We start from the raw sequence: 24,667 nt of genomic DNA, 5'->3' as shown, positions 1-24,667 counted from the left end.
TCAAAATGCAATGATCTGCTAAAATAACAGTATGCCAATCATTGACGTAAAAAATCTTTCTAAGTCCTTCAAGATATATAAAAAGGAACCGGGTCTAAGCGGAGCGTTGAAGTCTCTCTTCTCGCGTAAGTATGAGGATAAGATGGCGGTAAATGACGTTTCATTTACAATTGAGGAGGGGGAGCTCATCGGGTTTATAGGACCAAACGGAGCAGGGAAGACCACAACCCTGAAAATGCTCTCAGGACTTCTTTACCCTTCGAGCGGATCGGTCTCCGTCTTAGATCAAACTCCTTTCGATCGCAAGAAGGATTTTCTCAAACAAATCTCGCTAGTTATGGGACAAAAGAATCAACTCTGGTGGGATCTTCCCGCGATGGACACCTTTTTGCTAAATAAGGAGATCTATGAAATCTCCGACACTGACTTTAAGGAGAGAGTCGAGGAGTTATCGGAACTTTTGGATGTTAAGGAAATAATGCATGTTCAGGTGCGTAAATTGTCTCTCGGTCAGCGGATGAAGTGCGAACTCATGGCCGCACTGCTTCACCGTCCAAAGATTCTGTTTCTAGACGAGCCAACCATAGGACTAGATGTTGTAGTGCAGGAGAAACTACGAGACTTTATCAAAGACTACAACCTCAAATATAAGGCGACAATACTTCTCACAAGTCACTATATGCGAGATGTTAAGCACCTATGCAAACGAGTTGTAGTAATTAACTACGGTGAGATTATCTATGACGGCGATCTCGATAGACTGATGACCGAGTACGCGAAAAAGAATGATCGGGATGTAGATGATGTTATCAGGCGCTTCTTTCAGCACAAACAGAAAAAGGTATGAAGACGGTTTCTTCGTATCTTCTCTCTTTACTTTCAGCACGTTTTCCAACACAGAGCTCGAAACTTCTTGTGGTTTCTCATTGCCTTTATCAATCCTCTAGTTCTACTTCTATTTTGGCAAGGGGTACTTTCGGCCGACCAAACTCTGCATGGATGGAATATAAACAGTATTAGAACATACTACCTACTACTCATAATCGCGCAGGCGGGACTTATGAATCATGTAGAGCTTTATGTAGCGTATATCGATATTAAGCAGGGGGAGCTGATCCGTGAACTTCTCAGGCCATTTCCATACCTACTGATAAGATCAATCTCTGAGTCTCCATGGAGAATTCTTCAGATGTCATACGCTCTTATAACTGTGACCCTACTTGCAGTCTTCCTGAAGATTCCTATTGAGCTGAGTAATGTTCCGGTCATAATCACTCTATCGTTACTTGTCGCACTTAACGCGTTCGCAATATCGTTTATGTTTAAAATGATCTTGGGACTAACGGCTTTCTGGATGACGAACATAGATAGTATTCTTGAGACCAACGACGTGCTGATATTTGCGTTAAGCGGCCTGATTATCCCGATTAATTTATTTCCTACATGGATGTTCTATATTGCGAAGGCTACACCATTTCCTTACATACTCTACTATCCTATAACAGCCTTCATTGGACTCTACAATACGAGCGAACTTCTCCACATCATACTTATTCAGTTTGGTTGGATACTAGGTTTTACGGTTATATATAAGGTTATGTGGAAACAAGGATTAAGAAAGTTTTCTGGGATAGGACAATAATCGGCTATGAATCGTTACCTAAAATTTTACAGCGCCATCTTTAAGATCAGCTTCAATAATTTTCTGGCATTCAGATTAGATGCATTTTTAAATACTATCTTTTCCTCAGGAATCTGGGCCTTCTTTAATGTTTTTTCAATGTATCTTGTGACTCTTAGGGTTAATTCTGCATTTGGTTGGAAGACCGGCGAGCTTTTGTTGATCTCCTGCATCTACAACATAGTAATAGGTGTATTCAGTACGTTTTTCGCTCGTGGATTTAGTCAATTTTCTGACTTAATAGATAGGGGTAAGTTCGATTTATTTTTACTTAGACCGATCGATTCACAGTTTTATGTCTCGCTTCATACAGCAAGCATAAACAGTATGGTAAGAACTTTGCTTGGCACTGTGCTGGCTTCTTGGATAATTACCATCTATAAAATTCCAGTCACCCTTACAGGAATCGCTCTTTTTATTGTTGGAGCTTTGTTTGCAATTTTTCTTCTATACTCACTTCTTTTTATGTTGAACACCTTAGTGATCTGGGCGCCGAAGCTAGACAACATTAATGAACTCTTTTACACGCTTCGCTCACTCGGACGCTACCCTCGGGAAACTTTTCGACAGCTCGGAGAGTTTGGTTTCGTAATGATTTCACCTTTTGTGTTAATTATGAGTACCCCTGCCAAACTATTGTTGGGAAAGGCGAGTTTATATGATTTTGGCGAACTCATATTACTAACATTTGCTATGTTTGTCCTTTCACGTCTATTCTGGAAGTTCGCACTCCGCTTCTACACCAGTGCAAGCAGCTAACTCACTTTAATTATTTAAAAAATTAAAGTGCCCATAGGAAGCTTCGAATTGCTACACTGTAGATATACATATATGAAGGTTCGCGTAGTTAAGCATGTAGCTCGGTATCTTTTTCTGTCGATCGTGGCTTTGGTTTCTATATTTGGTTTCACAATGTATCTACAGATTCGGAGTCGAGCCGACTCTGAAAATCGTCTTTCTTCAAACATCAAAAAAATCCAGTCAGACTACGACAAACTGAAAAAGGAGGACCAGCGAGTACGAAACGATACCCTTGAAGAAGAGATAAAAAATATTCAAAAAACCTATAAGGACACCGTCTCAACCTATGAGAACCTTCTTAAACTCCGCGATCAAAACATAAAGATTCCAGAGCTCGAAAAAGATCTCGCAGGCATCCTAAGGTCATTGTCCGACAGAGACTATAGTTCGGCCTCCGGTAAACTTGTTGCACTCCAAAAGAACATTGATAAGAAAAACGCTGAGATTGCCGCCGCCTTTGTCATTCCAGCAAACGTACCGGCAAACAATACGCCACCGGGCGCTGGGTACTCAAGACAGAGCGTCAACAGCGAGGTAGGATCCTTTCTGGTCGATATCGTCGCTGCGGACCTCAACAGCACACGTGTAGTTGTCGACACGGCGTCGGACGGCAGCTGTGGCAACGACTGTCCGGTTGATGCCCTTGGTAACTTCGCTGCCCGTAGTGGCGCCTTTGCTGGCATTAACGGACCGTACTTTTGTCCCGCCAGTTACCCAGGTTGTGCTGGCAAAACGAACTCATTTGACACGCTTCTTATGAACAAGAACAAAACCTATTTTAACTCGGACAATAACGTCTACAGCACTGTCCCCGCAGTCATCTTTTCAGGTAGTTCTGGGCGTTTTGTGGGGCAGTCTTTGGAGTGGGGGAGAGACACCGGAGTCGACTCGGTCATTGCCAGTCAGCCTATGCTTTTGTCTGGAGGAAATGTGATCTATGGTGGAGACGATGAGGTCAAGCGCGCCGGAAAAGGATCTCGAAGCTTTATCGGAACAAAAGGGAGCACCGCCTATATCGGCGTTGTTCACAACGCGAACGTTGCTGAGGTTGCACGCGTGCTGAAGGCGATGGGACTTGAGTATGCACTTAACTTAGACAGCGGAGGGTCGACCGCGTTATGGAGCGGAGGCCGCTATATAGTGGGTCCGGGTAGGAGCACACCCTTCGGGATTTTATTTGTAAATAAATAGGGTTTAAAGTGAGATTAAAACTCCTTTTAGGTTGTTCTGACACTCCATAGCTATCACTAGATAGCGCTAGCAGTCCATCGTGCTGTCTGCTAATTTTTCAGACAAGGTCAAAAATCCTTTAGAGCGTAATAACGCTCTAGAAACAAGTGGTATAATAGAAGTAGGTCTTAAGCTCCAGGTTAACGCTTCGAGCTCTAAGACCTAGGGCGAGTGGTGAAACTGGTATACACGCAGGTTTTAGGAACCTGTGCCGTAAAAAGCGTGGAGGTTCGAGTCCTCTCTCGCCCACAACATGAAGGTATTTATTCGACTAATATTTATTGCTTCTGTTTTGGTCGCTTCCTACTTCCTATTCAGACTGTTTAATACCCCTACTCTAAATTCAGCGTCTCTTTCTCCCGACATGATTGGAGAAAATAAAGGAGGCTCAATCAGTACGGAGCCTCTCTCAATAGACCGCATGAGAAGCGTGAAGTATCTCGGTTCTCAAATAGTAATCGAACAGAATCTTGGCGTCTCAGGCGCTCATACCGAGTACATAGCTTCCTACAAATCCGAAGGACTTAAAATTAATGCACTTCTCACTGTTCCAACAGGCGAAAAGCCCGCAACTGGATGGCCTGTAATTATCTTCAACCACGGATATATTCCGCCTGCTCAGTATCGCACCAATGAACGTTACACTGCATACGTAAACGGTTTCGCAAACCAAGGATACATAGTATTCAAACCAGACTATCGAGGACATGGAAGCTCAGAAGGCAATCCAGAGGGAGCCTACTTTTCTCCAGCATACACCGTTGACGTTCTCAATGCTTTGGGCAGTATCAAACAGTATAAAGACGCGGATCCAAACAAAATTGGTATGTGGGGGCACTCACTAGGCGGGAACATTACACAACGAGCCGTTGTTGTCAGTGGAGACATAAAAGCAGCTGTCATTTGGGGTGGCGTGGTCGGAACATACGACGATATGTACGAACTTTGGTTTAACCGAAGAAGAAATACCAATGAAGCGACGGTACAGCAGCAACAACAGTGGCGTATGAGCAGAACTAGGTTTACCGAGCTCCATGGTACACCTCAATCTAACCCTGAATACTGGAAGGAAATAGATCCCGCAAAGCATCTCCAGTTTTTGAAGACTCCGATCCAAATACATCACACAAGAGGGGACGAAACCGTAACCTACCGGCTAAGCGAAGAGTATGCCAAAGAGCTTAAAGCGGCGGGAAAAGAACATGAGATATATCTTTATGAAGGTGACGATCATAACATCACGGCCAACTTCAACACCGCCATGCAACGCTCTGTGGAGTTTTTTGATAAATATCTGAAGAACTGAGCTCTTAGCTCATGAAGTAAAAAACCGCAGCGGCAATCATGTAGCAGACCAGTAAAGCTCCTGCCTGAACAGCAATCTTCTTCACAATCCATTTTGGTTCAGTGCCACCCCATATAACGGTGCCGATTACGGTCGGAAGCACGAATCCTAACCAAAAGAAACCAGCTGCGCCAAATGCATGCCACTCTGAAGGAAGTGAGACCACAAAAAGTCCAAGTACATAGGACGTGAGGAGCGTGGTCAGAAACTGCACCGCATACATCGGTCCCATCGACTTCATCATTTTCTGCTGAACTTCTTTTGAAAGTTTGTCAAAACCATGCATCTTTGCCCAGAGTTTTCCAAAGAGCGCAGAGTACCAAACAGCACCAGCCACAAACTGAAGCACTGTTGCAACCAACACTGCCACGTAATTTACTTCCATAGTGAGAGTATAAAGGTAGAGTAAATAAAAAAACAACAGTATTTTATTTGTTTGCTTTTAGCTTCTTTTTCTTTTCAGGAAGTGACTTGGCAATAGAAAACAGAATTTGAGGAAGTTGAGAAAGGGAACTGAGTTGTTCCTCCGATAGGACGTAATGTGGTTTTGCGCCCGGATATGGAGACCCTTTCTCACAAACCTGCTCAAGCGCGCTACTTGCAGGTACGATCTTTACATAGAGCGTATCGTCGCAGATAAGGCCCACTACCTTCCCGTCAGCATAGAGCGCATACTCGCCAAACATCGCTCGGGCAGAAAACCGATGGTCATTATGAAGTAGCTCTAATATGTAGGATATGGTCTGCTTATCGGTACTCATCTCAAAGTATTATACCTTCGGAGCATGTGGGTCCGGAACCCAACCGTCCTTATAATATTTTCTCATTCCTGTAGGAAAATATACCACGAGTACTAATATCTAGAACCTGAAACTAAACTTTGGAGATTATCTAATTGTTCAATTTCATCTTTTTTAAGTTTTATATTAGTTGATTCTATGTTTTCATTTAGGTTTTTAATCGTCTTTGTGCCAGTGAGAGGAAACACATCAGTTCCTTTAGACATTACCCACGCTAACGCTACTTGTGCCGGAGTTGCAGATTTTGATTTGGCAATATCTTCTACTTTAGCCACAATTTCTAGATTCTTAGCAATGTTTTCATCACTAAATCTTGGGTTGTCTCTTCGGAAATCGCCTTTTTCAAAATCATCCCGGGATTTATACTTTCCAGAGAGAAAACCTCTTCCTAATGGACTATACGCTATTAAGGCGATGTTAAGCTCTCTACAAACAGTGAAAACTGCTCCCAAATCATTACTCCATAAAGAGTATTCTGTTTGTACAGCGGTGATTGGGTGTACTTTGTGAGCTTTTCTTATGATTTCTTCAGAGGCTTCTGATAACCCGATATATCTAACTTTCCCCTCTTTTACTAATTCAGACATAGCGCCGACCGTATCTTCTATTGGAGTGTTTGGGTCAACTCTATGCAGATAGTAAAGATCTATTTGATCAACTTTTAATCTCTGAAGGCTTTTTTCACAAGCGAGTTTTACGTATTCAGGTTTTCCATTAAGGCCGGGAAAAGAACCATCATCTCCTCTTAAAACGCCAAACTTAGTAGCTATAACCGCTTTATCCCTTCTGTCCTGCAAAGCCTTTCCCAACAACATCTCATTAGCCCCCAAACCATACATATCGGCAGTATCAAAAAAGTTGATACCGTTTTCCAAAGCGTAATGAATTGTTTTTATTGAGTCGTTATCGTCATGACTGCCATAAAATTCACTCATCCCCATACAACCTAAGCCTAATTGGGAAACCTTCAAGTCACTATTGCCTAATTTATTTTTTTGCATTGTATCGTTCATACTATTTTTAGTATAAATTCATATTTAAATTCGCGTATTACTTACTATACAGCAGCATCAAACGCTTTAGTAATTTTGGATATAGTTACAAAAGTTGGGTTTTAGTGCGCTCCGTCAACAATACATCATTCACTTAGGCTTGCCATCCGAAGCCTTGGCGAAGGATGGCGGAGAGAGCGGGATTCGAACCCGCGAAGGTGTTACCCTTACACGCTTTCCAAGCGTGCGCACTCGGCCACTATGCGACCTCTCCATTAGCTTTCAACTTACTTATTATAGATTTTTTATCCAGAAATCCCTTGGGATGTTTTAAATGCCATTCACGCTTCATCGCTTCTTGCTTCGTTAAATACTTCTCTATATATACTATTTTCCAAGGACGGTATGGTTTTGTTGATTTAGTGCCACCCTTATTATGCTCACCAAGTCTTATTAGAACATTGGAAGCTACTCCGATATAATATTTTTTACTTACTTCACTCTGCAAAAAATAAAGATAAAACATATCTCGGCCGGCCCAACGGGCCACTACCCCAACGGGGCCCCTTTGGGGTGCGACCTCTCCTACAGCTATATTTTACCACTCGATCACTATAATAGAGCTATGAAGCCACTTACATATATATGCAAATCCCGAGTATGGATGTGGCAAGGACCGTCGAGCTGGCATTTTGTCACCCTTCCTAAAAAAGATGCTGCCGACATTAAAAAATATCAAAGCCCAATCCGACGAGGATTTGGAGCGATACGCGTGAGAGTGACCGTAGGGGAGACCGTCTGGGAAACCTCCATCTTTCCCGATAAAGAAACGGGATCCTATATCCTCCCTCTTAAATTCGCTATACGCAAAAAGGAGGGAATTAAGGCAGATCAGCTACTGAGTTTCAGCTTAGAGTTAAGGCAGAACTAGCTCACTCGCTCAACAACATCCGACACGTCAAGTCGCGCATTATTTATCTTGGTTGAGATCGGATAGATCTCTAGCTCGCCCTCAAATGGACTAACCAAAGATTTCACCTGTTCAAAATCATTGTCTGCATTCACCCAGAGTTTTTCATCAGACTCAGACAAGATCACCGGCATCCTTTTATGCACTGAGCTTGTTTGCTTTGAGGCAGTGGTAGTAATTAGAGCAAAGGTATCGCCGTCGTACAATCCGGCAAAGGAAAACAGCCTATGCTTTTTCAGACCAAAGTAGTAAGGGACCTTGCCATCTGCCGTAGTTTTCCATTCGTAGTAACCAGTTGAAGGAACCAAACATCGCTGACCCAAGAATCGCTTTGCCCACCCCTTCCTTAAACTATCGTCTCGGATATTTGCCAAGTTACGAATAAATTTATCACCAAACTTCAAAGGAAGATCCCATTTCTTAAACTCGATCTTATCATCGGTCACCACCGGTATTTCTTGAGAGGGAGCAGCGTTGTAGCGAGACTTGAATGCGGACCCCAACTCCATACCATAATGTTTTTCGATCTCCTCTTTATTGGTATCGATCTGAAATCGCCCGCACATACAGAAGATTATAGCACGATAGTAATTTCCCCTTGACTTAGTGAACAGTCGTTCACTAGTATATATATGGCGCGTGAAAGGGGAGACGAGTATGAACGAACAAATAAATGAACGAGTAGAGGTAATCACGGTATACAATCGAGAAAAAGGAGCGATGCCCTATAAGGTGCGGTGGCAAGGGCGAAGCTATCTTGTTGAAAAACTTGCGTATTACCACAAGTCCCGCGAGGGGAGAGTCATAACCCATATCTTTAATGTCTCAACCGAGAACATCGATATGCGACTGGAGTTTAACAGCGATACGCTCCACTGGATTTTAAAGGAGGTAACAGATGGAACTACAAATTAACAAGAACAGTCCGCTGGTCATGCACATCGACCTCAACTCGTGTTTTGCCACCTGCATTCAGCAAGCCTTTCCGCATCTGCGGGGGAAGCCGATTGCGATTGCAGCATACACCACGCCCAATGGTTGTATCTTGGCCCCATCTATCGAGGCAAAGCGTTACGGCATCAAAACCGGCATGACGGTACGTGAGGGAAAACTTCTTTTTCCAGATCTTATCGTGCGACCATCCGATCCGGTCTTGGTGCGAGATGTGCACATCAAGTTTAGAAATATCTGCCGTGACTACTCGCCCAATGTTGCACCCAAAAGCATCGATGAGCTTATCATCGACTTTCACGGCATGGAGCATCTCAACATCGATCTTGTCACGATTGCCAAAGAAATTAAGTTACGCTTTCGTCAGGAGATAGGGGACTGGATAAGCTGCAATGTTGGGATTAGTACCAACCGCTTTCTAGCCAAACTTGCCGCCTCACTTCACAAGCCGGACGGACTCGATATTGTCGATCACGGAAATCTCTTAGATATATATTCCAAAGTTACGCTGATCGATCTTAATGGTATTAACAAAAGATATGAGGCTCGGCTGAATGCAAATGGTATCTTCACCCCGCTTGAGTTTTTACACTCCTCAGAGATTACGCTTCGCAAACAGGTCTTCCAGTCAATTGTGGGCAAGTACTGGTACTTCCGTTTGCGCGGATTTGAGATGGACGATGTGGAGTTTACCCGCAAGTCTTATGGACAGGACTATGCGCTAAAAAAACACACCAATGATCCTAAGGAAGTTGCACGAATCGTGATGAAGCTCGTTGAGAAGATGGGGCGGCGAGTGCGTGGGGTACAGAAGGCGGCACACGGCTTTCATGTGGGGATGATCTATAACGACGGTACCTACTGGCACAAGGGTAAGACCTTTCACACCGAAGCGTACACAACTCAGGAGTTTTTTAAGCGCGCGCTCTACATTCTCAATCTCCAGCCAGCAAAAAAACCAATTTCTAAAATTACCATAAGCTGTTACGGACTGGTGGACTCCAACGCGTCGCAGGACGAGCTCTTTGAGTATGCGAACAAGGACCGTAAGGTCTCGGAGGCTGTTGACATGATCAATGATCGATATGGTGAGTACGTGGTCACTCCGGCGATTATGATGGGAATGAATAGTGAGGTACTTGACCGAATCTCCTTTGGCGCCATCAAAGAACTCGAAGATTTATATGCGTAAATATACTTGTCCAACAACCTAAAATAACTGTTTTGTAGCATATAAGCGACTGACAATCACAACGCTCTTTGGTAGATATGAGATATGGATAAAAATTATCTGAAGTGGCACAAGGAGAAAAAACGAATAAATAACAATCAAGATCGTGTATTTTTTAGTGAACGAGAGGTCTGGTTCTGTCACTTAGGAGAAAACGTAGGCTTTGAACAGGATGGACGGGGAGATTCTTATCTACGCCCAGTTATAGTGTTGAAAAAATTCAATAACGAAATATGCTGGGCAATTCCATTAACCAAAAGAGTCAAGCCAAATAGACCATTTAACTTCGTTCTATCTTTTAACAAAGGTGTTAGAAGTACGGCAATACTTTCTCAAATAAGATTACTTGATGTAAAAAGGCTAAAGTATAAGATTGGAACTGTGAGAAAGAATGATTTTATCTCCTTAAAAGAAAAAATCAGGCGTTTGATTGCCTGATTTTGTTACCCCGCAAGCGGGGAGGGCCGAAGCCATTTGTACGATAATTATACCAGAAACTAAACCAGTCAAGTATTAAACTCCTGCCCCATTTCTCCATACGAGATACCTTATACGTTATACGTGATACGATCTACGCTCCCACCTCTTGCCCAAAACCAAGTAGAATGGCTTATGCAACTGTCTAAGACCGAGTACATGATGTTCCTCAAACATCCTGCGTGGTTATGGCTCAAAAAACACGACAAAGGCAAGCTTCCTCCGGTAGATGACGCTCTGCAGGCGATGTTTGATGACGGACATGAGTTTGAGAAGTATGCCGAGCAACTCTTCCCCGATGCGACGACTGTAGGCTTCAGCTTTGAGGAGAATAATTATCGTACGATGCCGGTGAGAACCAAGGAGGTTATTGAGTCTGGAGCAAAAATAATTCTTCAGGGACGGCTTGAAGCGGGAGAGATTACCTGTATCTTTGACGTTATCGAGAGAGTAGGGGAGTCCGAATACGATCTCTATGAAATTAAGTCCAGTACCGAGGTTAAGGAAGATCATATCCTAGATCTTGCATTTCAGACCGTTGTTCTGGAAAAAGCAGGACTTAAGGTTCGGAAAGTTTTTGTCGTTCATGTGAATAATAAGTTTGAGCGAGCGGGCGACGTCGAGGTTGCAAAGCTCGCAACGCAGACCGAGGTCACCGATCAGGTAAAGGCCAAGCTCGAGTACACCAAGAAGCAGATTCAACATGCCCTGATGGTCGCTCACTCACCACTTCCTCCGGACTTTTCGCCTCGTCATGTGGGGCTACGAGCTCTTGATGAGTGGATGGCGATCTATGAGGCGATGTTTCCACAGGATCATCCGCACAACATCTTTAAGCTGACACATCTTAATCCACAGATTGTGGGAGAGCTCGAAGACCTCGAGTAAAGACGATTGCCGAAATTCCAGAAGGATTCAAAACTCAACAGTAAACAGCAACGGCAGGTGACCGCAACCAAAGCAGATAGGCGAGAGGTGAACAAAGAAAACATCAAGGACTTCCTAGCGAAGTTTGAGTATCCTCTGTATTTTTCGACTACGAGACCTTTAGCGCCGTCATCCCACCCTTTGATGGTCTCCATCCGTACCAGCAGATGCCTTTCCAGTACTCGATTCATCGGCTCGATGAGGACGGAACGCTCACTCACAAAGAATTTCTTCACACGCAGAACTCAAATCCAGGCCTTCCTCTTATCAAGCAGTTGGTAGAGGACATCGGAGAAAAGGGGCACCGTTCTGGTCTGGTATGAGTCCTTTGAGAAAGGACGCAATGAGGAGCTTGGACTCATGTTTCCTGAGTACGCGCAACAGATGAAGCAACTCAACGAACGGATCGTAGATCTTATGGTTCCGTTTGCTTCTGGCTGGTTCGTCGACAAAGATTTTTTGGAAGCGCCTCAATTAAAAAAGTCTTTCCTGTTCTGATCTCCGAGATTTCCTACAAGAAACTTCACATTAAAGAAGGAGGGACCGCCTCCCGCGTCTGGAAGGAGACCTTCCTCGAAGGTGAGAACACCGATCAAAAAGATAAGATCGCCGAAGACCTCCTTGCATACTGCGGACTCGACACATTAGCCATGGTCCAGCTCTTTGAGTTCCTCCGCACCGAAGTCTCCTAGTTCCACTCTCTACGAGCGCTCTTCCCAAAATCAATAAACAGTTCTTACTTTCAAGTCGCATGCAGAAGTAAAGATTGAGGCTATATGGACCGCATCGAATTCTAACTATTTAATGCGGCGGACCAAGCACTTAAGAGGCCCTGAGTGTTTGCTATCCAATCGTCTGAATTATTTATCGCATTGGCACTATCCGCAATGCTTTTTACTAGGTCTTGTAATTTATCGTGTGTGAATATTTGATTTGACTCACGCAATCGTTTAAGTGTCTTCAACACTTCTACGAACTGGCTTATTGTAATTGGGGCGATTCTCTGTCTTCCACCCTTATAGCCAGAAGTATTTGCACGCCAGAATGTTTCCGCACTATCTGTGTGAATCTTTGGAGCAATAAACAGGCAGTAAGCATTTCGGTTTTTATTCTCAAAATCACGTAAATGGCGCATAACTGGCTGCCCTTCATTAAACCATTGGTCGCGACCATTCAGCATCGTAACTTCTCCAATCATGTTAAAGTCTTTGTAGTAGCACTCGATGTCAGCCATTCCTCCTGGAGCAGTAGTCGTTGGTTGATTGTCATCACCAACTGGGTAGTTCGGTTTGATTTCTATCGCATCGTTAATTGCGTAAAGCCCCATTGTTGATAGGTACTCAAGCATTAAAGCACGGTTTTCAGACTTAAAGATATTCTCAAGTTGATCAATATACTCTGTAATTGATTCAACGGGTTGTGATTTAATACGATTATCTTTTCTTGCAATTCTATTCGTACTTCTCTCAAATTATAGATGTATTTAGTGAGTTCATCTTCCGTCATCGGTTCGAGACTTCTAACTTCTTGTGTTGATTGCCCAAGGTTTTGCCGCAACGTCTTAATTTCGCTGGAAATTTCTGTCGCAATCTCAACCAATTTATCCTTTGCTTGCCAAGGCAACTTCGGTAATCTATCATTTGACATATGATTGAGATAATCATTCCTATTTGCGAAAATTTTCGGCTTGTAGAACTCACTTTCGAATAGCGCTTCAATTTCCGTATGGCGATTGGATTCTAAATCAACATAAAATCCTCTTCCGCGAATACGAATAAACTTAGTTAAACGAAAATACCTAATAGCGTTATCGCCATAATCCCGCAAATTCGTAAGCAACTTGTCAATTTTTGCCTGTTCTCTTGTGCCTAAAAAGTTTGTGGCGAAGTTCTTGCGATAGCTGTCACGAATTGTTTTGCGTTCTTGCTTTGTCTTATTCTTCTGCGAATCACGCAGTTTTATAATTTCATTTGCAAATCTTGATATGTCAGTATATTTCACTAATGTTGGGAAGAATAAAGAAAACTCTCGTTTGCTTATGCCGACTGGTTTAATCCCTCGTTCCGCCTCGAGTATATTTACTTCGCTTATCAATTTTAACGTTGCCACAAACGGAACAACACCGTAGTCACCATTGTTAGCAAAATCATCGCTAGCTGGATTTGGTATCTGCCATTTTATGAAGGATTTTAGGAAAACATCGCCATGATCTTTCTCACTGGCAATAAGTTTAAGACCTAGTTCGGTAATCTTCAGAATATTGTCATCAACAAAGACAAATCCGAACTTAGTGAGAGGGTTAAGCGATTGACGACCGCGCATTGCAAAATCTCTATAATTCTTTAGGTCAACAATGCGATCTACTATTGACGCGCTAAGCTCATTATCTACATTATTCACTAAATCAATAATCTCGCGAGGCAATCCATTATAGAATTGTTGGTTGCCATAGCCATACAATCGATTTTTAATTAATAGTTTTTGGTAACTTTCTTGATTTTCAATGTTCCACTCTTTGCCGACTAGGGGTTGTAGGGCAACTAAAAAGAACTTAATCTTTCAGGATTACGAACAGTGGTTGTGATTGACCACGCTTTTAACATGATCCTATTGTATCGCAAAATCAATAGTTAGTTATCAGCACTTCAACGGTATTATTATTTTTAGCAGTTGAGTGATAATTTGAGTTTTTGTAGTGGTACTTCAATTTGTAAAATTGAGTTTCCTTTATTTGCCCAAGCCTTTATTATTTTGTTAATCTCGCCTTTATGTTCCAGAACGTTTGATAAGGCAAATCTGATACCTTTATCGTTAAGTCGAGTAAGTAGTGCGTACAAGTCCCGTTCATCATTTTCAGTCCATCCACCCAACTCGTTATAACTCGCAAGTCCCAACAAATATGGCGGGTCAAAATAAACAAAATCATTTTTTACCAAATCTATTTTTTTCTATATCTCTAAAATCACCAATTTTAAAATCAATTTTTTCTCATTTGAAATTTGATTAAAGGCGGCAACGTTTTTTTCTTGAGCTACCATTATAATCTCGTTTTCCAACAGGTAGATTATAATCTCCCTTCGAATTAAATCTGATTTGATTGTTGAATGAATAAAGAACAAGCACGAGCAAAAGATCAATTCTGGTTTTATCTTTATTGAACTCATTGCGAAGTTCCAAAAATTTACTTTTATTGTATTGTCCTAGTCCAGCCGAACTATCGGCATGATAAAAATCATAACCCTTGATATAGCTCTTGCTTAAACCGAAGTTATCTATGATGTCAATTACCCTTTGATTCAGATCTTCAAAATTATTATTTTTTATCAAATTTAAGAGATTAACGACATATCTATTTTTCTCTACACAAATGGTATTTTGGGCATTAGCATTAATCCCAACATTTGCACCTCCCGAAAAAACATCATAAAATGTTTTTATGTCATTTGGGAATAGCTTAGTTATCTGAGGTAACAATTTGTGTTTTCCTCCTGTATAGTTCAATGGCGACTTCACAAATCCGTTCTGAACAGGATTTCTCCAAGATGCAACAACCGCCCTACTAGTCTTTGTTGTAACATTTATTTTACATAGAAATATACGTTCCTTTAGGTCGTCTTTGCTTGATTTGCCAGTAGTAAATTGTTTGAAGCCAGTTTCGAATAGCTGCACTTGGCCTTTCCGTTTTAGTACGGATAGAATCTCGTGATCGCTTATTCGTGATTGCGAACGAGCGTTACCAGAACCACCCATATCGTTGTAAGAAACTAGAATATATTTTGCGTCAATATTATCTATCAGTTCGCCAAAGGCAACTCCTGCAGATTTCATGTTGTACCTACTCTTAATATGCGAACGATTGATTTTTTTTGCTACGCCAAAAACTTCCTCTTTCTTCCAGGTCGCAATATTTTCAAGCAAGTGATAGCCATCCGAGTATTGCCGCGAATTATATGGTGGGTCGATATAGACAATATCCGCTTTGATTCTTTTTACTAATTCGTTCGCATCGTCTTTGTATATTTCTGCAGAGTATTTTGATAACCTAATATCAAGGGGTAATAAGAATAATCGTTTTTCTGGAATACTAATTTTTCTATAAGCATCGTAGTGTCCTACTGTATTTGCAATTCTGTCAAGCGCGTAAATCAAAGACGTTAGTAAATACGACTTCTCTCTGTTTGTAATTATTTTCTCTTTAAACAACTTTTCTATATCGTCTCGTATGATTCCTATTTTCTTTGAATTTTTTTCGTCAAAGTAAGTATTGGAAAAGTTTTCCGAAAAATAATTATCGTTATAATTTTTTAGCTCAAGAGAGTTGTAGAGTTTTAGGCGTTCCTTAAGCCTGTCTTCTCGTAAATTGTCATTGCCAAAAATGCATGATAGATGTGATTGTTGGAATCCAAAATATCATTAATGATTACTCGTGAACGATCATAGAAATGATTTTTTGAAAGGTTCCTGTCCCTGCAAATATATCGGCAAATGACTCAAACTCTATCTTTTCCTTTCGAGAGTGTCATCAATAAAGTTAAGGAGTTTTGTTTTTGAACCCAAATAACGTCTTTGATTTATACTAAAATGATTTATTTCCAAAATGCTTCGTGATATTCCTAATATAGCCTATCCTACTTATTCAAGCAACTTTGGAAAATCTTTGCTGAAATTTACTTAAATAAATAAAATGCAGTTACAGCTTTGAAGTGAGTTGTGGCTTAATTTTTAGGCACGAATCTTTAAAGGCACTTGACAATTAACCCCCACTAGTGTAGTATGGATCATAAATATCACTTAACATTATGGAACCAACTAAAGTAGAAAAAAATAGACATAACTCCCGATAAAAGTATCTACCACAAAATCGGTGAAGCCAATTACTCTGTATCCGATATAAAAGCTGAACTTGTTGATAACTCAAATTGATATAAAATGAGGAAGGCGTAGAAATATATGTAATTTTAGATAAAAGAGACGAGAAAATAATCATTGAAGATAACGGGAGGGGAATGAATAAAGAATCTGCTGCAAAATCTCTAGTTCTCGCACACTCAAAAACATGATGCATTGGGGAATTCGGACTTGGTTTGAAATCGGCTTGCAGCAGTCTTGGCGCACACTTCAAGGTTTACACTACTGAATTTGAATCAAATAAGCGATTTATTCTTTCATATGATAAGGAAGAATTCCTAAAGACTGAGAACTGGAACGATTATCCAATGACGATTGAACAAGCTCCTATCGAGCTACACGGAACAACTATTGAAATTACGAAACTAAAATTAAACTCTACGACGCGCTAGTGACAAGAATAAAGGATGATTTATCAAAAAGGTATGGTCCATACATAGTACACAACAACGTTGTCATAAAGGTAGGCTTAGGAAAAATCCGCCAAAGCTTGTATACCTATCGAGCCTCAACTCGTGGGAAATACCAAAACAGAATTCAAACATACTCTTTCAAATGGGCGTGAAATTAACGGTTGGTACGGGTTATTAATGGTTGGCTCACAGAAGCAAAGCGGATTTAGTTTGTTTAGGAGGGAAGGTTAATTAAATCTGCAGAAAAATTGGGCTATAGTTACCATCCTTCTGTAATGCACATAACAGGAGAGATTAATCTAGATCCTGTTCCTGTTACACACAATAAAAGAGAATTCATTTTAGAATCAGGAGAATTTAAGGAATTTATAGAAAATTTTGGGGTGACCAAACCGAAAATTATCTTGGAAGACGGTTAAAAGGAAAAATTGATGAAATAAAGAATCTTGCAACCGACAGAGCAAGTGCAGAAAAATCAGAAGAAATGCCAATTTGGGAAAAGCGCGAAACTTTAAAAGACAAGCTTCTGCAGGCATTAAATCGAGTAGACGAGTTTAAAGAATTGGCATTTCCTGATTTGAAACAAGCCAAACGTTCTAAGGATGGGCAACCCGCAGAACTGGAAACTCGTGAGCAAAATGTTAAAGTCGCAAGAGAAGAAACTCCAGATGAAGTGGATCAGGCAAATGATCAAAGGGTTCCAAAAAAGACACAAGCAAAAAAAGCAAAATTCATTATGGTAGGTGGAAAAAATTTAGATTTGAATTTTTTCTAGAAAATCTAGGCAACGACACTATCGATAAGGAGACAATTATTACTCAAGACCAAATTATAGAAGTGTATATAAATATAGGATTTAAAGGATACCTCCTGGTAAAAGATACAGAATTTTATATTAATTTTCACGTAGCTGAAGCAATTGCAGAAATATATGTAAAAGAATCAAAAGTTAAATGCTGAAAGAATTTTAGCTTAAGAAATAGTCTGCTTTATGAGGTGGCATCAGTAAATATGGAAGAAGAGGAGTTCAAGCAAGTTGAACGTCAAGAACGTGAATTGTTACGCATAACTCAAAAAAAGAAAGAGATGGAAACAAGAAAAGAAATGGGGAGCCTTTAATATAATTTGAAAATGCTGATCACCAGTCATAGAAAAATTAACTAAAAATAGTATGAATGATATTGTATGCCCACATTGTAAAAAAGTTTTTAAAGTCGATGAGGCTGGTTTTGCTGATATTCTCAAACAGATTCGCGATCATAAATTTGAAGAAGAATTACGTGAGCGACTAAATATTGCAGAAAAGGAAAAAGAAAGTGCCGTCAAATTAGCCGAATCCAATCTCAAAATACATTGCAAGACGAACTCGCGAAGAAAGATAAAGAACTGGCTGAACTAAGAGCCGAAAAGGACCGCAACTTAGCAGAACAATTGGCAAAGAAAGAAGCCGAACTTGCTGAAATGAAATCAAAAATTGATAAAGCTGAAGTAGAGAAAAACTCAGTGTTACCGAAGCTGTTAAAAAATTGAAAAAGAGCGTGATGATCTAGCTAATGATCTTAAAAGTAAAGAAACAGAAAAGCTATTGTTGGAAAAGTCACTTCTTGAAAAGTTTTCCTCCGAGCTTAAGACCAAAGACGATATTATCAAAATGAAAGATGATGAGATTACTCTCCGCAAAGATATGAAGCTCAAGCTCTCAACTAAAATGATTGGAGAAACTCTTGAGCAACACTGCGAAACGGAATTTAACAAACTTCGCGCAACCGCTTTTCAACACGCCTATTTTGAAAAAGACAACGATTCAAAGACTGGAAGCAAGGGAGACTATATCTATCGAGAAATTGATGATACTGGCAATGAAATCATATCAATCATGTTTGAAATGAAAAATGAAGGTGACGAAACTACAACAAAAAAACGAAATGAAGACTTTTTGCGAGAACTGGACAAAGATCGTGCTGAAAAGAAATGTGAATACGCCGTACTCGTTTCGCTCTTGGAAGCTGAAAATGAGCTGTACAACACGGGTATTGTTGATGTCGCTCATAAGTACCCCAAAATGTATGTTGTCCGCCCGCAATTTTTCATTCCAATTATCACACTGCTACGCAACGCTGCGATGAACTCTCTAATATATAAAGCGGAACTTGCTTTAGTAAAAAGTCAAAATATAGATATCACAAATTTTGAGGACAATATAAATAAATTTAAAGAAGGTTTTGCAAAAAATTACGATCTCGCTAGTCGTAAATTTAAGACTGCCATTGAAGAAATCGACAAAACTATTGACCACCTGCAAAAAACAAAAGACGCACTCTTGTCTTCCGAGAACAACCTACGTATAGCCAATAATAGAACTGAAGATCTAACTATCAAAAGACTTACGCGAGGCAATCCTACAATGACGGCTAAATTTACATCGCTTTCCGATAACAGAGAGGTAAAGGAATAGAAAATCCTCATACATTTCCTATATACGTAACTTTTATTCCTTTTCTGACGGGCTAAAACTCTCATTTTGTTGACTATCGTCAACATTTTAGCTTCATAAATATCATTTTCTTCATTTTTTGAAGCTAATTTTTATTACCTAACAACATCGATAGGAATTGGGAAAGAGGTGAGGAAGCGTTGGAGGTAGTTTTCGTCTTTGCGGAAGTCGACCTCAATCCAGTTGTCCAATAAATTCCTTCTCTCCAGCTCCTGACGCTCCCCAAGGAAAAGATCGTCATCAAACCATAGGAACGGCTGTGAGAAGTCGATCCCTTCGGTCTTGTTCGTAGCCCAGTTGGTAGGCTTTATCTTCTTCACGATCTCCAAGGTCTTGGCCGGAAAGGTACGGGTAAGAAAGAGGTGCGTGAGGCGCTCGTCTCCGCGACAGTGGGTCGTCAGCCAATAGGTAGGGAAGTGAGTCGTCACATACTCCAGAAACTCATGACAGTAGTTTGCCATCGTATTGTCATTCACCAAAAGAACACCATCAATATCGAGGTAAATATTGGTCATAATTTCACTATACCATAATGACCATTGACTTCTCTGTTAATTATTTGGTAGAGTAGGGGAGTGATGATAAGACCATTGAGCGACTCAAACAATCAAGAGATTCTCCAAGCTGTTCTAAACGAGCTCGATGATCTTCGTACGCGGATTGACGCAATTATAAAATGGGTAAAGCTCTCATCGGTGGGTCCTATTGATGTTGCACCGAAGAACACCGGACCAGATAATCTTTTGACGAAGCAGTTAAAATAATTCAGAATTACGAACTCGCCTCAGCGTCATTACTACAGCGCAAACTTAAGATTGGATACGCGAGGGCTGCACGAATTCTTGACGAACTTCAGGAAGCCGGATATGTAGGTGAAGCAATAGGATCGAAGCCAAGAGAGATCTTAAAAAGAGCTTGATTGGATTGTCCTGACGCTCCAGAGCTACCACCCGATAGCGCTAGCAGTGAAGAGCGTAGTCTGCTAATTATTTTCATTGTTTAACTAATCTGCTAGATTACTCCAACGCTCCAATCACATTATTTTGCTTTGCCCCTCGTAGCTCTGACATTGTCGTGAGCGAAGTGGGGTAGCATACTTGTGGTGAGCGAAGTCGAATCCATAAGCGACTGACAAGCATAGCGACTCTTTCTATTATTTTTGCATGACCTCGCATGCGCTATTGCAAAAACAACAGGCGCAAGCCTGGCTCATATACGATCTTTGGAGAAGTTCGGTCATTACGTGTCCAGCGTTCAATGGGCCGGTACAGTTCACCCTACAGGGATGGAGACATATTATCGGAGCGACAGGACATAGAAAAAGAACTTCTGATGATACGTTTCGTAGGCTGAAATTGCTCCCATATGCCAAAGATATAATTGAAAAGTCGTCAACGATACAAAACATCTCTCAAAGAGGAAGAAAAATATTCTACGCTCTGGAAGCGGTTATGGAAGTAGAAGAGAACGGGTCAAAACAAATGAGGAAGGTTCGAGTAATCTGCGTTGAAGATCTTAAGAAAAATAAGATATTTTATTCAGTGATGGATAAGAAAAATGCAAGAAAAAAGCGCCTCAAGAGGCGCTGGAAGAAATCTTAATGGATGCCTCACGCTTCGGTTTGTGGACGTTAGCGTCATGAAGGGTAAAAACCCTTTCATCCAAAATTATTATACCATCTTTTCATCCAGTCAAGAACATATGTTATACCTTTGCCAACCTTTATAAACCGTCATTACCTTTTCTGAAAGACGAGGCGTTCAAGAACCACAGGAGAACCTTACTTCTGTAGAGATCGTGCAAGCGTTAAGCCGATGAGCGCGCCTAGAATCTCACCGATTATGTAGGTGGGGTGAAAGGCATTGATGGTAAGAGCCACCGCAGGGTTCAGGACTCCAGCAGAGCCAACCATAGCGGCAATCGAGATCCCTAGAAGAAGCGAGCCACCGATGACAGCTCCCGAGACCACATCCGAGACCTTTCCAAACACAACCGCGCCAATACCAAAGGTAAAGACCGCCGTTCCTAGGACCTCAGCTAGAATCTGAGTAACTCCACCAACCGCAATTGGAGCCATCATAGCTCCTAACTGGACCAGTAGAACAGAGGCCAAGAACCCTCCGACCAGTTGAGCGACAATGTACTTTCCTGCTTCATCCATCTTTATCTTTCCAATGGAAAGAAGACCGAGCGTTACCGCCGGATTGATGTGGCATCCCGAAATCACACCAATGGAATAAACAAAAAGACCCAAGGTTAAGGCTGCGAGAACAGGAGTGATGATGGGGAACTGAGCAGATAATGAGAGTCCGACAACTAAGCTTAAGGTAAATGTTCCGATCAGCTCTGCGAGATACTTTTTCATTTCAGGATTAGTATATATCTCTCTTGTGAGAATATCAAATCGAGCCGTGAATACGACTAGAAATGAGACTGAAATCTCGATTGATAATCTGTTTTAGGTTGTCCTGACGCTCCTAAGCTACCACTAGATAGCGCTAGCAGAGTATATGGTAGTCTGCCAATAAATTACGGGCTTTTTGGATGTGCTTGGAGCATTCCAACAATCTAGAATGAGGATTCTTCAACCTTAGGAGGGGTCTGAGTAAAGTCAACAGTTCTTACCCATCGAGGTGTAATTTCTATAAAGCCGGTGTCATTTACACGATACTGTTTGAGTTCTGGTCGAGCAGAGAAGTACTCCTCATCATATTTCTTTATTTCCTCGGGCTCGGTTATGAGTCTCGCTACGCCTTCATACTGCACATTCACAACTCCAAAAGCTAGGCCAAAGACTAAGGAAACCGCAGTGTTACTTTCGAGGTTTTTCCACTTGCGAGTTGAGGTATGGGTACTGATAAGTAGCGATAGATCCTCACGTACAACAAAGGCGAGAAGTGAGGACTCAGATACGTTGTCTACGGTCACTGTCGACATCACGCAGAGAGGATGCGTACTGGTCTGGAGAGAGATAAGAGCTTTTTTCCTATTTTCGTCCATGATTCAAGTGTAGTAGAAAATAACTCAATATTCAAGATATAGCAACGGTTGAATCTGGACAAACCTCAAAAAATAGTACTATATACATATGGCAGAAAGAGTCGATATTGGTAATGGTACTGGTTTGAGTGAGATGGGCCATAAGCAACATCATTCTCGACCATTACGTAGGACGGAGGTGTGGGGTAGACAAATTCGTGGCAAAGCGACCGAACTTAACCAAGCACTTCATGAAATGCTAGGATTAGTATACGTTCCTCCAGAACACTCCGAGACCGCCTCAGTGCCACCAAAACCTGATTTCGCAACTCATACCGTAAAAGTTATTAAAAGAAACGAAGATAAACCCGCCGAACTGAACCCAGATGAACTTGGAGTTCAGGCAACAAGCGCTATGGTTGATGAGATACGTGGGCAATCAGATAAATCTCCTTCTGTTATGCCGCAGGTATACGATCGAGATAAGGAAAGATAAATTTATATAAAAAAATAATATAGGAATGGCAGAAGGACAAAATCCACGAATATTTCACCCCGATGGCTCTTTGAAGAAAATCGAAGAAGCTCCTCCAAGTCGATTTACCGTACTTGGTGAAAAAATCATGGCTGGAGTGGATCGATTCAATAAGAGATTTGATAAAGGACTCGATCGAGTGTTTGGTGGAAAAAAAGAATCTAGTGGTCGTCCGGCTGGACCGATCGTACGACCTTCTCAAGCAACAGAGGCTATGAGGTCCGAGATAGCGGGGGAGTCTCATCCTGGCACTGACGAACCCTTTATTGAGAATGCAGATATGCCATATAATTGGAAGGATGATAACGAGGTTGCAGAGTCAGTAACTCCTGTAACCGAACTCGCAAATGCCGCCACATATTTGGAACTTCAAGAGGCAAAAAGAAGTCGGCCAGTAGCTCCAAAAGAAGACTCAGACAATAATGTAGTTGATTTGTTTGCACCAACGCTAACCAACACGCCAGAGGAGCAGGCTAAAATAGAAATGGCAAAAAGAGGCCATCCATCAGCAGGTTTTATAGATCAGTCACCCGCTACACCACCTGCTCTGAAAATCGTTCCTAATCCCGAAGAAAAGCCGGCAGAACCTCCAAAACCTCCAACCCCACCTGAAGGTCCCTCCGCTGCATAAAAAGAGCACTTCCTTATATATACATATATAGAGATGTTGAAAATAGCCTCAGAATAGGCTATAATGCTCAACTCATGTTAAAAGAACTTCAAAAAAGAACTGCCCATAGCTATAAAGCAATAAATAAGGGGTTTAAGGTACAAATCAAAAAACTTTCAGCAGCTATTGATAAAAAACCTTTTCTTAGTTTCTTCTTAGCACTCGGTCTCCTTTTGTCACTAATCATCGCCAGCAACATTCTAGGCACTCCAAAAAAAATTGAGAAAGCAGATATAGTTCAGACTAAGTCGGTCTCGGTTTACCAAATTGGGTCTGCTCCAAAACTCATTGTTCAGGCGCAAATTAAAAAGTCTGGTGTAATACGTATTACCGCCTTAACTGGTGGAGTTGTTCAACAGGTATACAAAAACGAGGGAGAAAGATTTTATCGCGGGCAGACATTGGTTGGGCTATCTTCCAACTACCAAGGGGGGAACATTCCTTCACTCTCGAGAAAACTAGCTCAAGCACAAAGAGACTTCACGCTAAGCACGCTCCAACCACAGAAGGACCTTATCTCTAAGCAAAAAGAGCTTTCTGAAGAATTAAATGATCAGTCTGGTGAGACAGACGTCTCCAAGCTTCAGGAAGATGTAACAAAAAAACAACTTGATCTACAAGATAAATCACTCGATCTAAATCGTGAAATTCAGGAACTTCAGGTTCAGATCAATCAGGTATCCGAGGCATCTATGTATCCCTCTGCTCCTTTTGCAGGAGTGGTCGATAATGTGCTGGTTAAGGTAGGACAGTCGGTTAACCCAGGTCAGGTCCTTATGCAGATAAGTGAGGATGTTGAGGCAGATCCAGTAACGGCAGTTGCATATGTCTCAGCCGATATTGCAAAACGAGTCTCTCGCATAGAGCCAACCGTTGTAACCATAGGAAAAGACAAGATTAAACTATATCCGTTTCATATTTCACAGGATGCAGTCGCAGGTCGTCTCTATGCAGTATATTTTGACGTACCCGAACTTTATCGCGCTCAGGTGACGGAGAATGGATCTGTTACCGTCGAACTTCCGATTGGATCCTCGGACAGCTCAGGTATTGTGCCTTTCGTGCCAATTGACACAGTCTACCAAACCAAAGAAGCAGACTTCCTATTTGTAATCGAGAAAGGTAGATCAATGCCACGAAGAGTAAAACTTGGTTCAGTCTTTGGAACCTATGTTCAGGTTCTTTCAGGACTTAAAGATGGGGACGAGGTAATCACCGATAGAAACGTAATAGCGGGTGACCTCGTAAAGAAAATTAACTAAG

34 protein-coding genes, 2 tRNA genes and 1 pseudogene are annotated in these 24,667 nt (G+C 41.4%); 23 read left to right on the top strand and 14 right to left on the bottom strand.

The window, feature by feature from the left end; translation table 11 throughout:
• The first annotated feature begins 31 nt into the window (after nucleotides 1-31).
• The 6 genes from IPH70_01345 (at nucleotide 32) to IPH70_01320 (ending at nucleotide 5,018) form a co-directional block, all read left to right on the top strand.
• A complete protein-coding gene (locus IPH70_01345; protein ID QQR64151.1) occupies nucleotides 32-847 on the top strand; it encodes an ABC transporter ATP-binding protein in 816 nt (271 codons plus the stop codon).
• A gap of 66 nt (nucleotides 848-913) precedes the next feature.
• On the top strand, nucleotides 914-1,642 hold the full coding sequence (locus tag IPH70_01340) for an ABC-2 family transporter protein (GenBank protein QQR64150.1): 729 nt from the start codon (nucleotides 914-916) through the stop codon (nucleotides 1,640-1,642).
• Between the two features lie 6 nt (nucleotides 1,643-1,648).
• Entirely contained in the window at nucleotides 1,649-2,440 is a 792-nt protein-coding gene (locus IPH70_01335) for an ABC-2 family transporter protein (protein QQR64149.1), read from the top strand.
• Nucleotides 2,441-2,512: 72 nt separating this feature from the next.
• Entirely contained in the window at nucleotides 2,513-3,673 is a 1,161-nt protein-coding gene (locus IPH70_01330; protein ID QQR64148.1) for a phosphodiester glycosidase family protein, read from the top strand.
• Nucleotides 3,674-3,877: 204 nt separating this feature from the next.
• Nucleotides 3,878-3,961: transfer RNA gene (locus IPH70_01325), tRNA-Leu, on the top strand.
• 4 nt (nucleotides 3,962-3,965) lie between these two features.
• Nucleotides 3,966-5,018, top strand: coding sequence for an alpha/beta fold hydrolase (locus tag IPH70_01320; protein ID QQR64147.1), 1,053 nt, complete (start codon nucleotides 3,966-3,968; stop codon nucleotides 5,016-5,018).
• A gap of 4 nt (nucleotides 5,019-5,022) precedes the next feature.
• Here IPH70_01320 and IPH70_01315 read toward each other — a convergent pair whose 3' ends face one another.
• The 5 genes from IPH70_01315 to IPH70_01295 form a co-directional block, all read right to left on the bottom strand.
• The gene (locus IPH70_01315; protein ID QQR64146.1) at nucleotides 5,023-5,442 is read right to left on the bottom strand and encodes a DUF1761 domain-containing protein; all 420 of its coding nucleotides are present in this window, start codon (nucleotides 5,440-5,442) and stop codon (nucleotides 5,023-5,025) included.
• Between the two features lie 43 nt (nucleotides 5,443-5,485).
• Nucleotides 5,486-5,818, bottom strand: a complete 333-nt coding sequence (locus IPH70_01310; GenBank protein QQR64145.1) for a TfoX/Sxy family protein — start codon at nucleotides 5,816-5,818, stop codon at nucleotides 5,486-5,488.
• 92 nt (nucleotides 5,819-5,910) lie between these two features.
• A complete protein-coding gene (locus IPH70_01305) occupies nucleotides 5,911-6,858 on the bottom strand; it encodes an aldo/keto reductase (GenBank protein QQR64408.1) in 948 nt (315 codons plus the stop codon).
• Nucleotides 6,859-7,035: 177 nt separating this feature from the next.
• A tRNA-Ser gene (locus IPH70_01300) sits at nucleotides 7,036-7,123 on the bottom strand.
• Nucleotides 7,109-7,375, bottom strand: a complete 267-nt coding sequence (locus IPH70_01295) for a GIY-YIG nuclease family protein (protein QQR64407.1) — start codon at nucleotides 7,373-7,375, stop codon at nucleotides 7,109-7,111. Before IPH70_01295 ends, IPH70_01300 begins: the two co-directional genes overlap by 15 nt.
• A 138-nt stretch (nucleotides 7,376-7,513) precedes the next feature.
• On the opposite strand from IPH70_01295, the gene IPH70_01290 reads away from it, so the two are divergent.
• Nucleotides 7,514-7,780: a DUF1905 domain-containing protein gene (locus tag IPH70_01290; protein QQR64406.1), complete on the top strand. Its 267-nt coding sequence runs from the start codon at nucleotides 7,514-7,516 to the stop codon at nucleotides 7,778-7,780.
• Here the strand turns inward: IPH70_01290 and IPH70_01285 are convergent.
• The gene (locus IPH70_01285) at nucleotides 7,777-8,385 is read right to left on the bottom strand and encodes an SOS response-associated peptidase (GenBank protein QQR64144.1); all 609 of its coding nucleotides are present in this window, start codon (nucleotides 8,383-8,385) and stop codon (nucleotides 7,777-7,779) included. The two genes, IPH70_01290 and IPH70_01285, sit on opposite strands and share 4 nt — an antisense overlap.
• 91 nt (nucleotides 8,386-8,476) lie before the next feature.
• Here IPH70_01285 and IPH70_01280 point away from each other — a divergent pair, with 91 nt between their 5' ends.
• The 6 genes from IPH70_01280 to IPH70_01255 all read left to right on the top strand — a co-directional run bounded on the left by IPH70_01280 (nucleotide 8,477) and on the right by IPH70_01255 (nucleotide 11,903).
• Complete coding sequence (locus IPH70_01280; protein ID QQR64143.1) at nucleotides 8,477-8,734, top strand: hypothetical protein; 258 nt, start codon at nucleotides 8,477-8,479, stop codon at nucleotides 8,732-8,734.
• Nucleotides 8,718-9,962 carry a hypothetical protein gene (locus tag IPH70_01275; protein ID QQR64142.1) on the top strand — a complete coding sequence of 415 codons (1,245 nt, stop codon included), beginning with the start codon at nucleotides 8,718-8,720 and terminating at the stop codon, nucleotides 9,960-9,962. Before IPH70_01280 ends, IPH70_01275 begins: the two co-directional genes overlap by 17 nt.
• Before the next feature lie 84 nt (nucleotides 9,963-10,046).
• Nucleotides 10,047-10,439 (top strand): type II toxin-antitoxin system PemK/MazF family toxin, encoded by a 393-nt coding sequence (locus IPH70_01270; GenBank protein QQR64141.1) that lies wholly within the window; start codon nucleotides 10,047-10,049, stop codon nucleotides 10,437-10,439.
• A 174-nt stretch (nucleotides 10,440-10,613) separates the two neighbouring features.
• Nucleotides 10,614-11,366: a Dna2/Cas4 domain-containing protein gene (locus tag IPH70_01265; GenBank protein ID QQR64140.1), complete on the top strand. Its 753-nt coding sequence runs from the start codon at nucleotides 10,614-10,616 to the stop codon at nucleotides 11,364-11,366.
• A 170-nt stretch (nucleotides 11,367-11,536) separates the two neighbouring features.
• Complete coding sequence (locus IPH70_01260) at nucleotides 11,537-11,728, top strand: DUF2779 domain-containing protein (protein QQR64405.1); 192 nt, start codon at nucleotides 11,537-11,539, stop codon at nucleotides 11,726-11,728.
• On the top strand, nucleotides 11,715-11,903 hold the full coding sequence (locus IPH70_01255; GenBank protein ID QQR64404.1) for a DUF2779 domain-containing protein: 189 nt from the start codon (nucleotides 11,715-11,717) through the stop codon (nucleotides 11,901-11,903). The genes IPH70_01260 and IPH70_01255 overlap by 14 nt, the downstream gene beginning before the upstream one ends.
• Before the next feature lie 295 nt (nucleotides 11,904-12,198).
• Here the strand turns inward: IPH70_01255 and IPH70_01250 are convergent, their stop codons facing one another.
• From IPH70_01250 to IPH70_01235, 4 genes are all read right to left on the bottom strand, one after another.
• Nucleotides 12,199-12,855: an AlwI family type II restriction endonuclease gene (locus IPH70_01250; protein ID QQR64403.1), complete on the bottom strand. Its 657-nt coding sequence runs from the start codon at nucleotides 12,853-12,855 to the stop codon at nucleotides 12,199-12,201.
• Nucleotides 12,753-13,829 carry an AlwI family type II restriction endonuclease gene (locus IPH70_01245; GenBank protein ID QQR64139.1) on the bottom strand — a complete coding sequence of 359 codons (1,077 nt, stop codon included), beginning with the start codon at nucleotides 13,827-13,829 and terminating at the stop codon, nucleotides 12,753-12,755. The genes IPH70_01250 and IPH70_01245 overlap by 103 nt, the downstream gene beginning before the upstream one ends.
• A gap of 239 nt (nucleotides 13,830-14,068) precedes the next feature.
• The gene (locus IPH70_01240) at nucleotides 14,069-14,341 is read right to left on the bottom strand and encodes a DNA adenine methylase (GenBank protein QQR64138.1); all 273 of its coding nucleotides are present in this window, start codon (nucleotides 14,339-14,341) and stop codon (nucleotides 14,069-14,071) included.
• A gap of 67 nt (nucleotides 14,342-14,408) precedes the next feature.
• Nucleotides 14,409-15,608 (bottom strand): DNA adenine methylase, encoded by a 1,200-nt coding sequence (locus tag IPH70_01235; GenBank protein ID QQR64137.1) that lies wholly within the window; start codon nucleotides 15,606-15,608, stop codon nucleotides 14,409-14,411.
• A gap of 743 nt (nucleotides 15,609-16,351) precedes the next feature.
• On the opposite strand from IPH70_01235, the gene IPH70_01230 reads away from it, so the two are divergent.
• The 4 genes and pseudogenes from IPH70_01230 (at nucleotide 16,352) to IPH70_01215 (ending at nucleotide 19,181) form a co-directional block, all read left to right on the top strand.
• Nucleotides 16,352-16,465 (top strand): hypothetical protein, encoded by a 114-nt coding sequence (locus IPH70_01230; GenBank protein QQR64402.1) that lies wholly within the window; start codon nucleotides 16,352-16,354, stop codon nucleotides 16,463-16,465.
• Nucleotides 16,466-17,001: 536 nt separating this feature from the next.
• Complete coding sequence (locus tag IPH70_01225) at nucleotides 17,002-17,145, top strand: hypothetical protein (GenBank protein QQR64136.1); 144 nt, start codon at nucleotides 17,002-17,004, stop codon at nucleotides 17,143-17,145.
• A gap of 65 nt (nucleotides 17,146-17,210) precedes the next feature.
• Nucleotides 17,211-17,501 (top strand): hypothetical protein, encoded by a 291-nt coding sequence (locus IPH70_01220; protein ID QQR64135.1) that lies wholly within the window; start codon nucleotides 17,211-17,213, stop codon nucleotides 17,499-17,501.
• A gap of 396 nt (nucleotides 17,502-17,897) precedes the next feature.
• A pseudogene (locus IPH70_01215) lies at nucleotides 17,898-19,181 on the top strand (DUF2130 domain-containing protein).
• Nucleotides 19,182-19,315: 134 nt separating this feature from the next.
• Here IPH70_01215 and IPH70_01210 read toward each other — a convergent pair.
• Nucleotides 19,316-19,735 carry a hypothetical protein gene (locus tag IPH70_01210; GenBank protein QQR64134.1) on the bottom strand — a complete coding sequence of 140 codons (420 nt, stop codon included), beginning with the start codon at nucleotides 19,733-19,735 and terminating at the stop codon, nucleotides 19,316-19,318.
• A gap of 63 nt (nucleotides 19,736-19,798) precedes the next feature.
• Between IPH70_01210 and IPH70_01205 the strand changes: the two genes are divergently transcribed.
• On the top strand, nucleotides 19,799-19,984 hold the full coding sequence (locus IPH70_01205) for a hypothetical protein (GenBank protein ID QQR64133.1): 186 nt from the start codon (nucleotides 19,799-19,801) through the stop codon (nucleotides 19,982-19,984).
• Nucleotides 19,981-20,139, top strand: a complete 159-nt coding sequence (locus tag IPH70_01200; protein ID QQR64401.1) for a hypothetical protein — start codon at nucleotides 19,981-19,983, stop codon at nucleotides 20,137-20,139. Before IPH70_01205 ends, IPH70_01200 begins: the two co-directional genes overlap by 4 nt.
• Here the strand turns inward: IPH70_01200 and IPH70_01195 are convergent.
• Entirely contained in the window at nucleotides 20,073-20,216 is a 144-nt protein-coding gene (locus IPH70_01195; GenBank protein ID QQR64132.1) for a hypothetical protein, read from the bottom strand. The genes IPH70_01200 and IPH70_01195 overlap by 67 nt on opposite strands.
• Nucleotides 20,217-20,383: 167 nt before the next feature.
• On the opposite strand from IPH70_01195, the gene IPH70_01190 reads away from it, so the two are divergent.
• Nucleotides 20,384-20,821, top strand: coding sequence for a hypothetical protein (locus IPH70_01190; GenBank protein QQR64131.1), 438 nt, complete (start codon nucleotides 20,384-20,386; stop codon nucleotides 20,819-20,821).
• Nucleotides 20,822-21,000: 179 nt separating this feature from the next.
• Here IPH70_01190 and IPH70_01185 read toward each other — a convergent pair whose 3' ends face one another.
• Entirely contained in the window at nucleotides 21,001-21,585 is a 585-nt protein-coding gene (locus tag IPH70_01185) for an aquaporin (GenBank protein ID QQR64130.1), read from the bottom strand.
• 203 nt (nucleotides 21,586-21,788) lie between these two features.
• The gene (locus IPH70_01180; protein ID QQR64129.1) at nucleotides 21,789-22,220 is read right to left on the bottom strand and encodes a pyridoxamine 5'-phosphate oxidase family protein; all 432 of its coding nucleotides are present in this window, start codon (nucleotides 22,218-22,220) and stop codon (nucleotides 21,789-21,791) included.
• Nucleotides 22,221-22,308: 88 nt separating this feature from the next.
• Between IPH70_01180 and IPH70_01175 the strand changes: the two genes are divergently transcribed.
• The 3 genes from IPH70_01175 to IPH70_01165 all read left to right on the top strand — a co-directional run bounded on the left by IPH70_01175 (nucleotide 22,309) and on the right by IPH70_01165 (nucleotide 24,666).
• Nucleotides 22,309-22,695 (top strand): hypothetical protein, encoded by a 387-nt coding sequence (locus IPH70_01175; GenBank protein ID QQR64128.1) that lies wholly within the window; start codon nucleotides 22,309-22,311, stop codon nucleotides 22,693-22,695.
• Between the two features lie 25 nt (nucleotides 22,696-22,720).
• A complete protein-coding gene (locus IPH70_01170; GenBank protein ID QQR64127.1) occupies nucleotides 22,721-23,365 on the top strand; it encodes a hypothetical protein in 645 nt (214 codons plus the stop codon).
• A 74-nt stretch (nucleotides 23,366-23,439) separates the two neighbouring features.
• Complete coding sequence (locus tag IPH70_01165; GenBank protein QQR64126.1) at nucleotides 23,440-24,666, top strand: HlyD family efflux transporter periplasmic adaptor subunit; 1,227 nt, start codon at nucleotides 23,440-23,442, stop codon at nucleotides 24,664-24,666.
• Nucleotide 24,667: the final 1 nt, after the last annotated feature.

The sequence above is a fragment of the Candidatus Roizmanbacteria bacterium genome, from assembly GCA_016699265.1.
Classification (GTDB): Bacteria; Patescibacteriota; Microgenomatia; order UBA1406; family GWC2-37-13; genus CAZLQR01.
The sequence above is the reverse complement of the archived record's forward strand: the minus strand, read 5'-3'. Positions and strand labels throughout refer to the sequence as shown.

Excerpts from the sequence above, each read along its gene's own strand:
- IPH70_01345 (QQR64151.1), top strand. The coding sequence starts at position 32 with ATGCCAATCATTGACGTAAAAAATCTTTCTAAGTCCTTCAAGATATAT.
- IPH70_01335 (QQR64149.1), top strand. The coding sequence starts at position 1,649 with ATGAATCGTTACCTAAAATTTTACAGCGCCATCTTTAAGATCAGCTTC.
- IPH70_01330 (QQR64148.1), top strand. The coding sequence starts at position 2,513 with ATGAAGGTTCGCGTAGTTAAGCATGTAGCTCGGTATCTTTTTCTGTCG.
- IPH70_01320 (QQR64147.1), top strand. The coding sequence starts at position 3,966 with ATGAAGGTATTTATTCGACTAATATTTATTGCTTCTGTTTTGGTCGCT.
- IPH70_01315 (QQR64146.1), bottom strand. The coding sequence starts at position 5,442 with ATGGAAGTAAATTACGTGGCAGTGTTGGTTGCAACAGTGCTTCAGTTT.
- IPH70_01310 (QQR64145.1), bottom strand. The coding sequence starts at position 5,818 with ATGAGTACCGATAAGCAGACCATATCCTACATATTAGAGCTACTTCAT.
- IPH70_01305 (QQR64408.1), bottom strand. The coding sequence starts at position 6,858 with ATGCAAAAAAATAAATTAGGCAATAGTGACTTGAAGGTTTCCCAATTA.
- IPH70_01295 (QQR64407.1), bottom strand. The coding sequence starts at position 7,375 with ATGTTTTATCTTTATTTTTTGCAGAGTGAAGTAAGTAAAAAATATTAT.
- IPH70_01290 (QQR64406.1), top strand. The coding sequence starts at position 7,514 with ATGTGGCAAGGACCGTCGAGCTGGCATTTTGTCACCCTTCCTAAAAAA.
- IPH70_01285 (QQR64144.1), bottom strand. The coding sequence starts at position 8,385 with ATGTGCGGGCGATTTCAGATCGATACCAATAAAGAGGAGATCGAAAAA.
- IPH70_01280 (QQR64143.1), top strand. The coding sequence starts at position 8,477 with ATGAACGAACAAATAAATGAACGAGTAGAGGTAATCACGGTATACAAT.
- IPH70_01275 (QQR64142.1), top strand. The coding sequence starts at position 8,718 with ATGGAACTACAAATTAACAAGAACAGTCCGCTGGTCATGCACATCGAC.
- IPH70_01270 (QQR64141.1), top strand. The coding sequence starts at position 10,047 with ATGGATAAAAATTATCTGAAGTGGCACAAGGAGAAAAAACGAATAAAT.
- IPH70_01265 (QQR64140.1), top strand. The coding sequence starts at position 10,614 with ATGCAACTGTCTAAGACCGAGTACATGATGTTCCTCAAACATCCTGCG.
- IPH70_01225 (QQR64136.1), top strand. The coding sequence starts at position 17,002 with ATGCACATAACAGGAGAGATTAATCTAGATCCTGTTCCTGTTACACAC.
- IPH70_01220 (QQR64135.1), top strand. The coding sequence starts at position 17,211 with ATGCCAATTTGGGAAAAGCGCGAAACTTTAAAAGACAAGCTTCTGCAG.
- IPH70_01210 (QQR64134.1), bottom strand. The coding sequence starts at position 19,735 with ATGACCAATATTTACCTCGATATTGATGGTGTTCTTTTGGTGAATGAC.
- IPH70_01205 (QQR64133.1), top strand. The coding sequence starts at position 19,799 with ATGATAAGACCATTGAGCGACTCAAACAATCAAGAGATTCTCCAAGCT.
- IPH70_01195 (QQR64132.1), bottom strand. The coding sequence starts at position 20,216 with ATGAAAATAATTAGCAGACTACGCTCTTCACTGCTAGCGCTATCGGGT.
- IPH70_01190 (QQR64131.1), top strand. The coding sequence starts at position 20,384 with ATGACCTCGCATGCGCTATTGCAAAAACAACAGGCGCAAGCCTGGCTC.
- IPH70_01185 (QQR64130.1), bottom strand. The coding sequence starts at position 21,585 with ATGAAAAAGTATCTCGCAGAGCTGATCGGAACATTTACCTTAAGCTTA.
- IPH70_01180 (QQR64129.1), bottom strand. The coding sequence starts at position 22,220 with ATGGACGAAAATAGGAAAAAAGCTCTTATCTCTCTCCAGACCAGTACG.
- IPH70_01175 (QQR64128.1), top strand. The coding sequence starts at position 22,309 with ATGGCAGAAAGAGTCGATATTGGTAATGGTACTGGTTTGAGTGAGATG.
- IPH70_01170 (QQR64127.1), top strand. The coding sequence starts at position 22,721 with ATGGCAGAAGGACAAAATCCACGAATATTTCACCCCGATGGCTCTTTG.
- IPH70_01165 (QQR64126.1), top strand. The coding sequence starts at position 23,440 with ATGTTAAAAGAACTTCAAAAAAGAACTGCCCATAGCTATAAAGCAATA.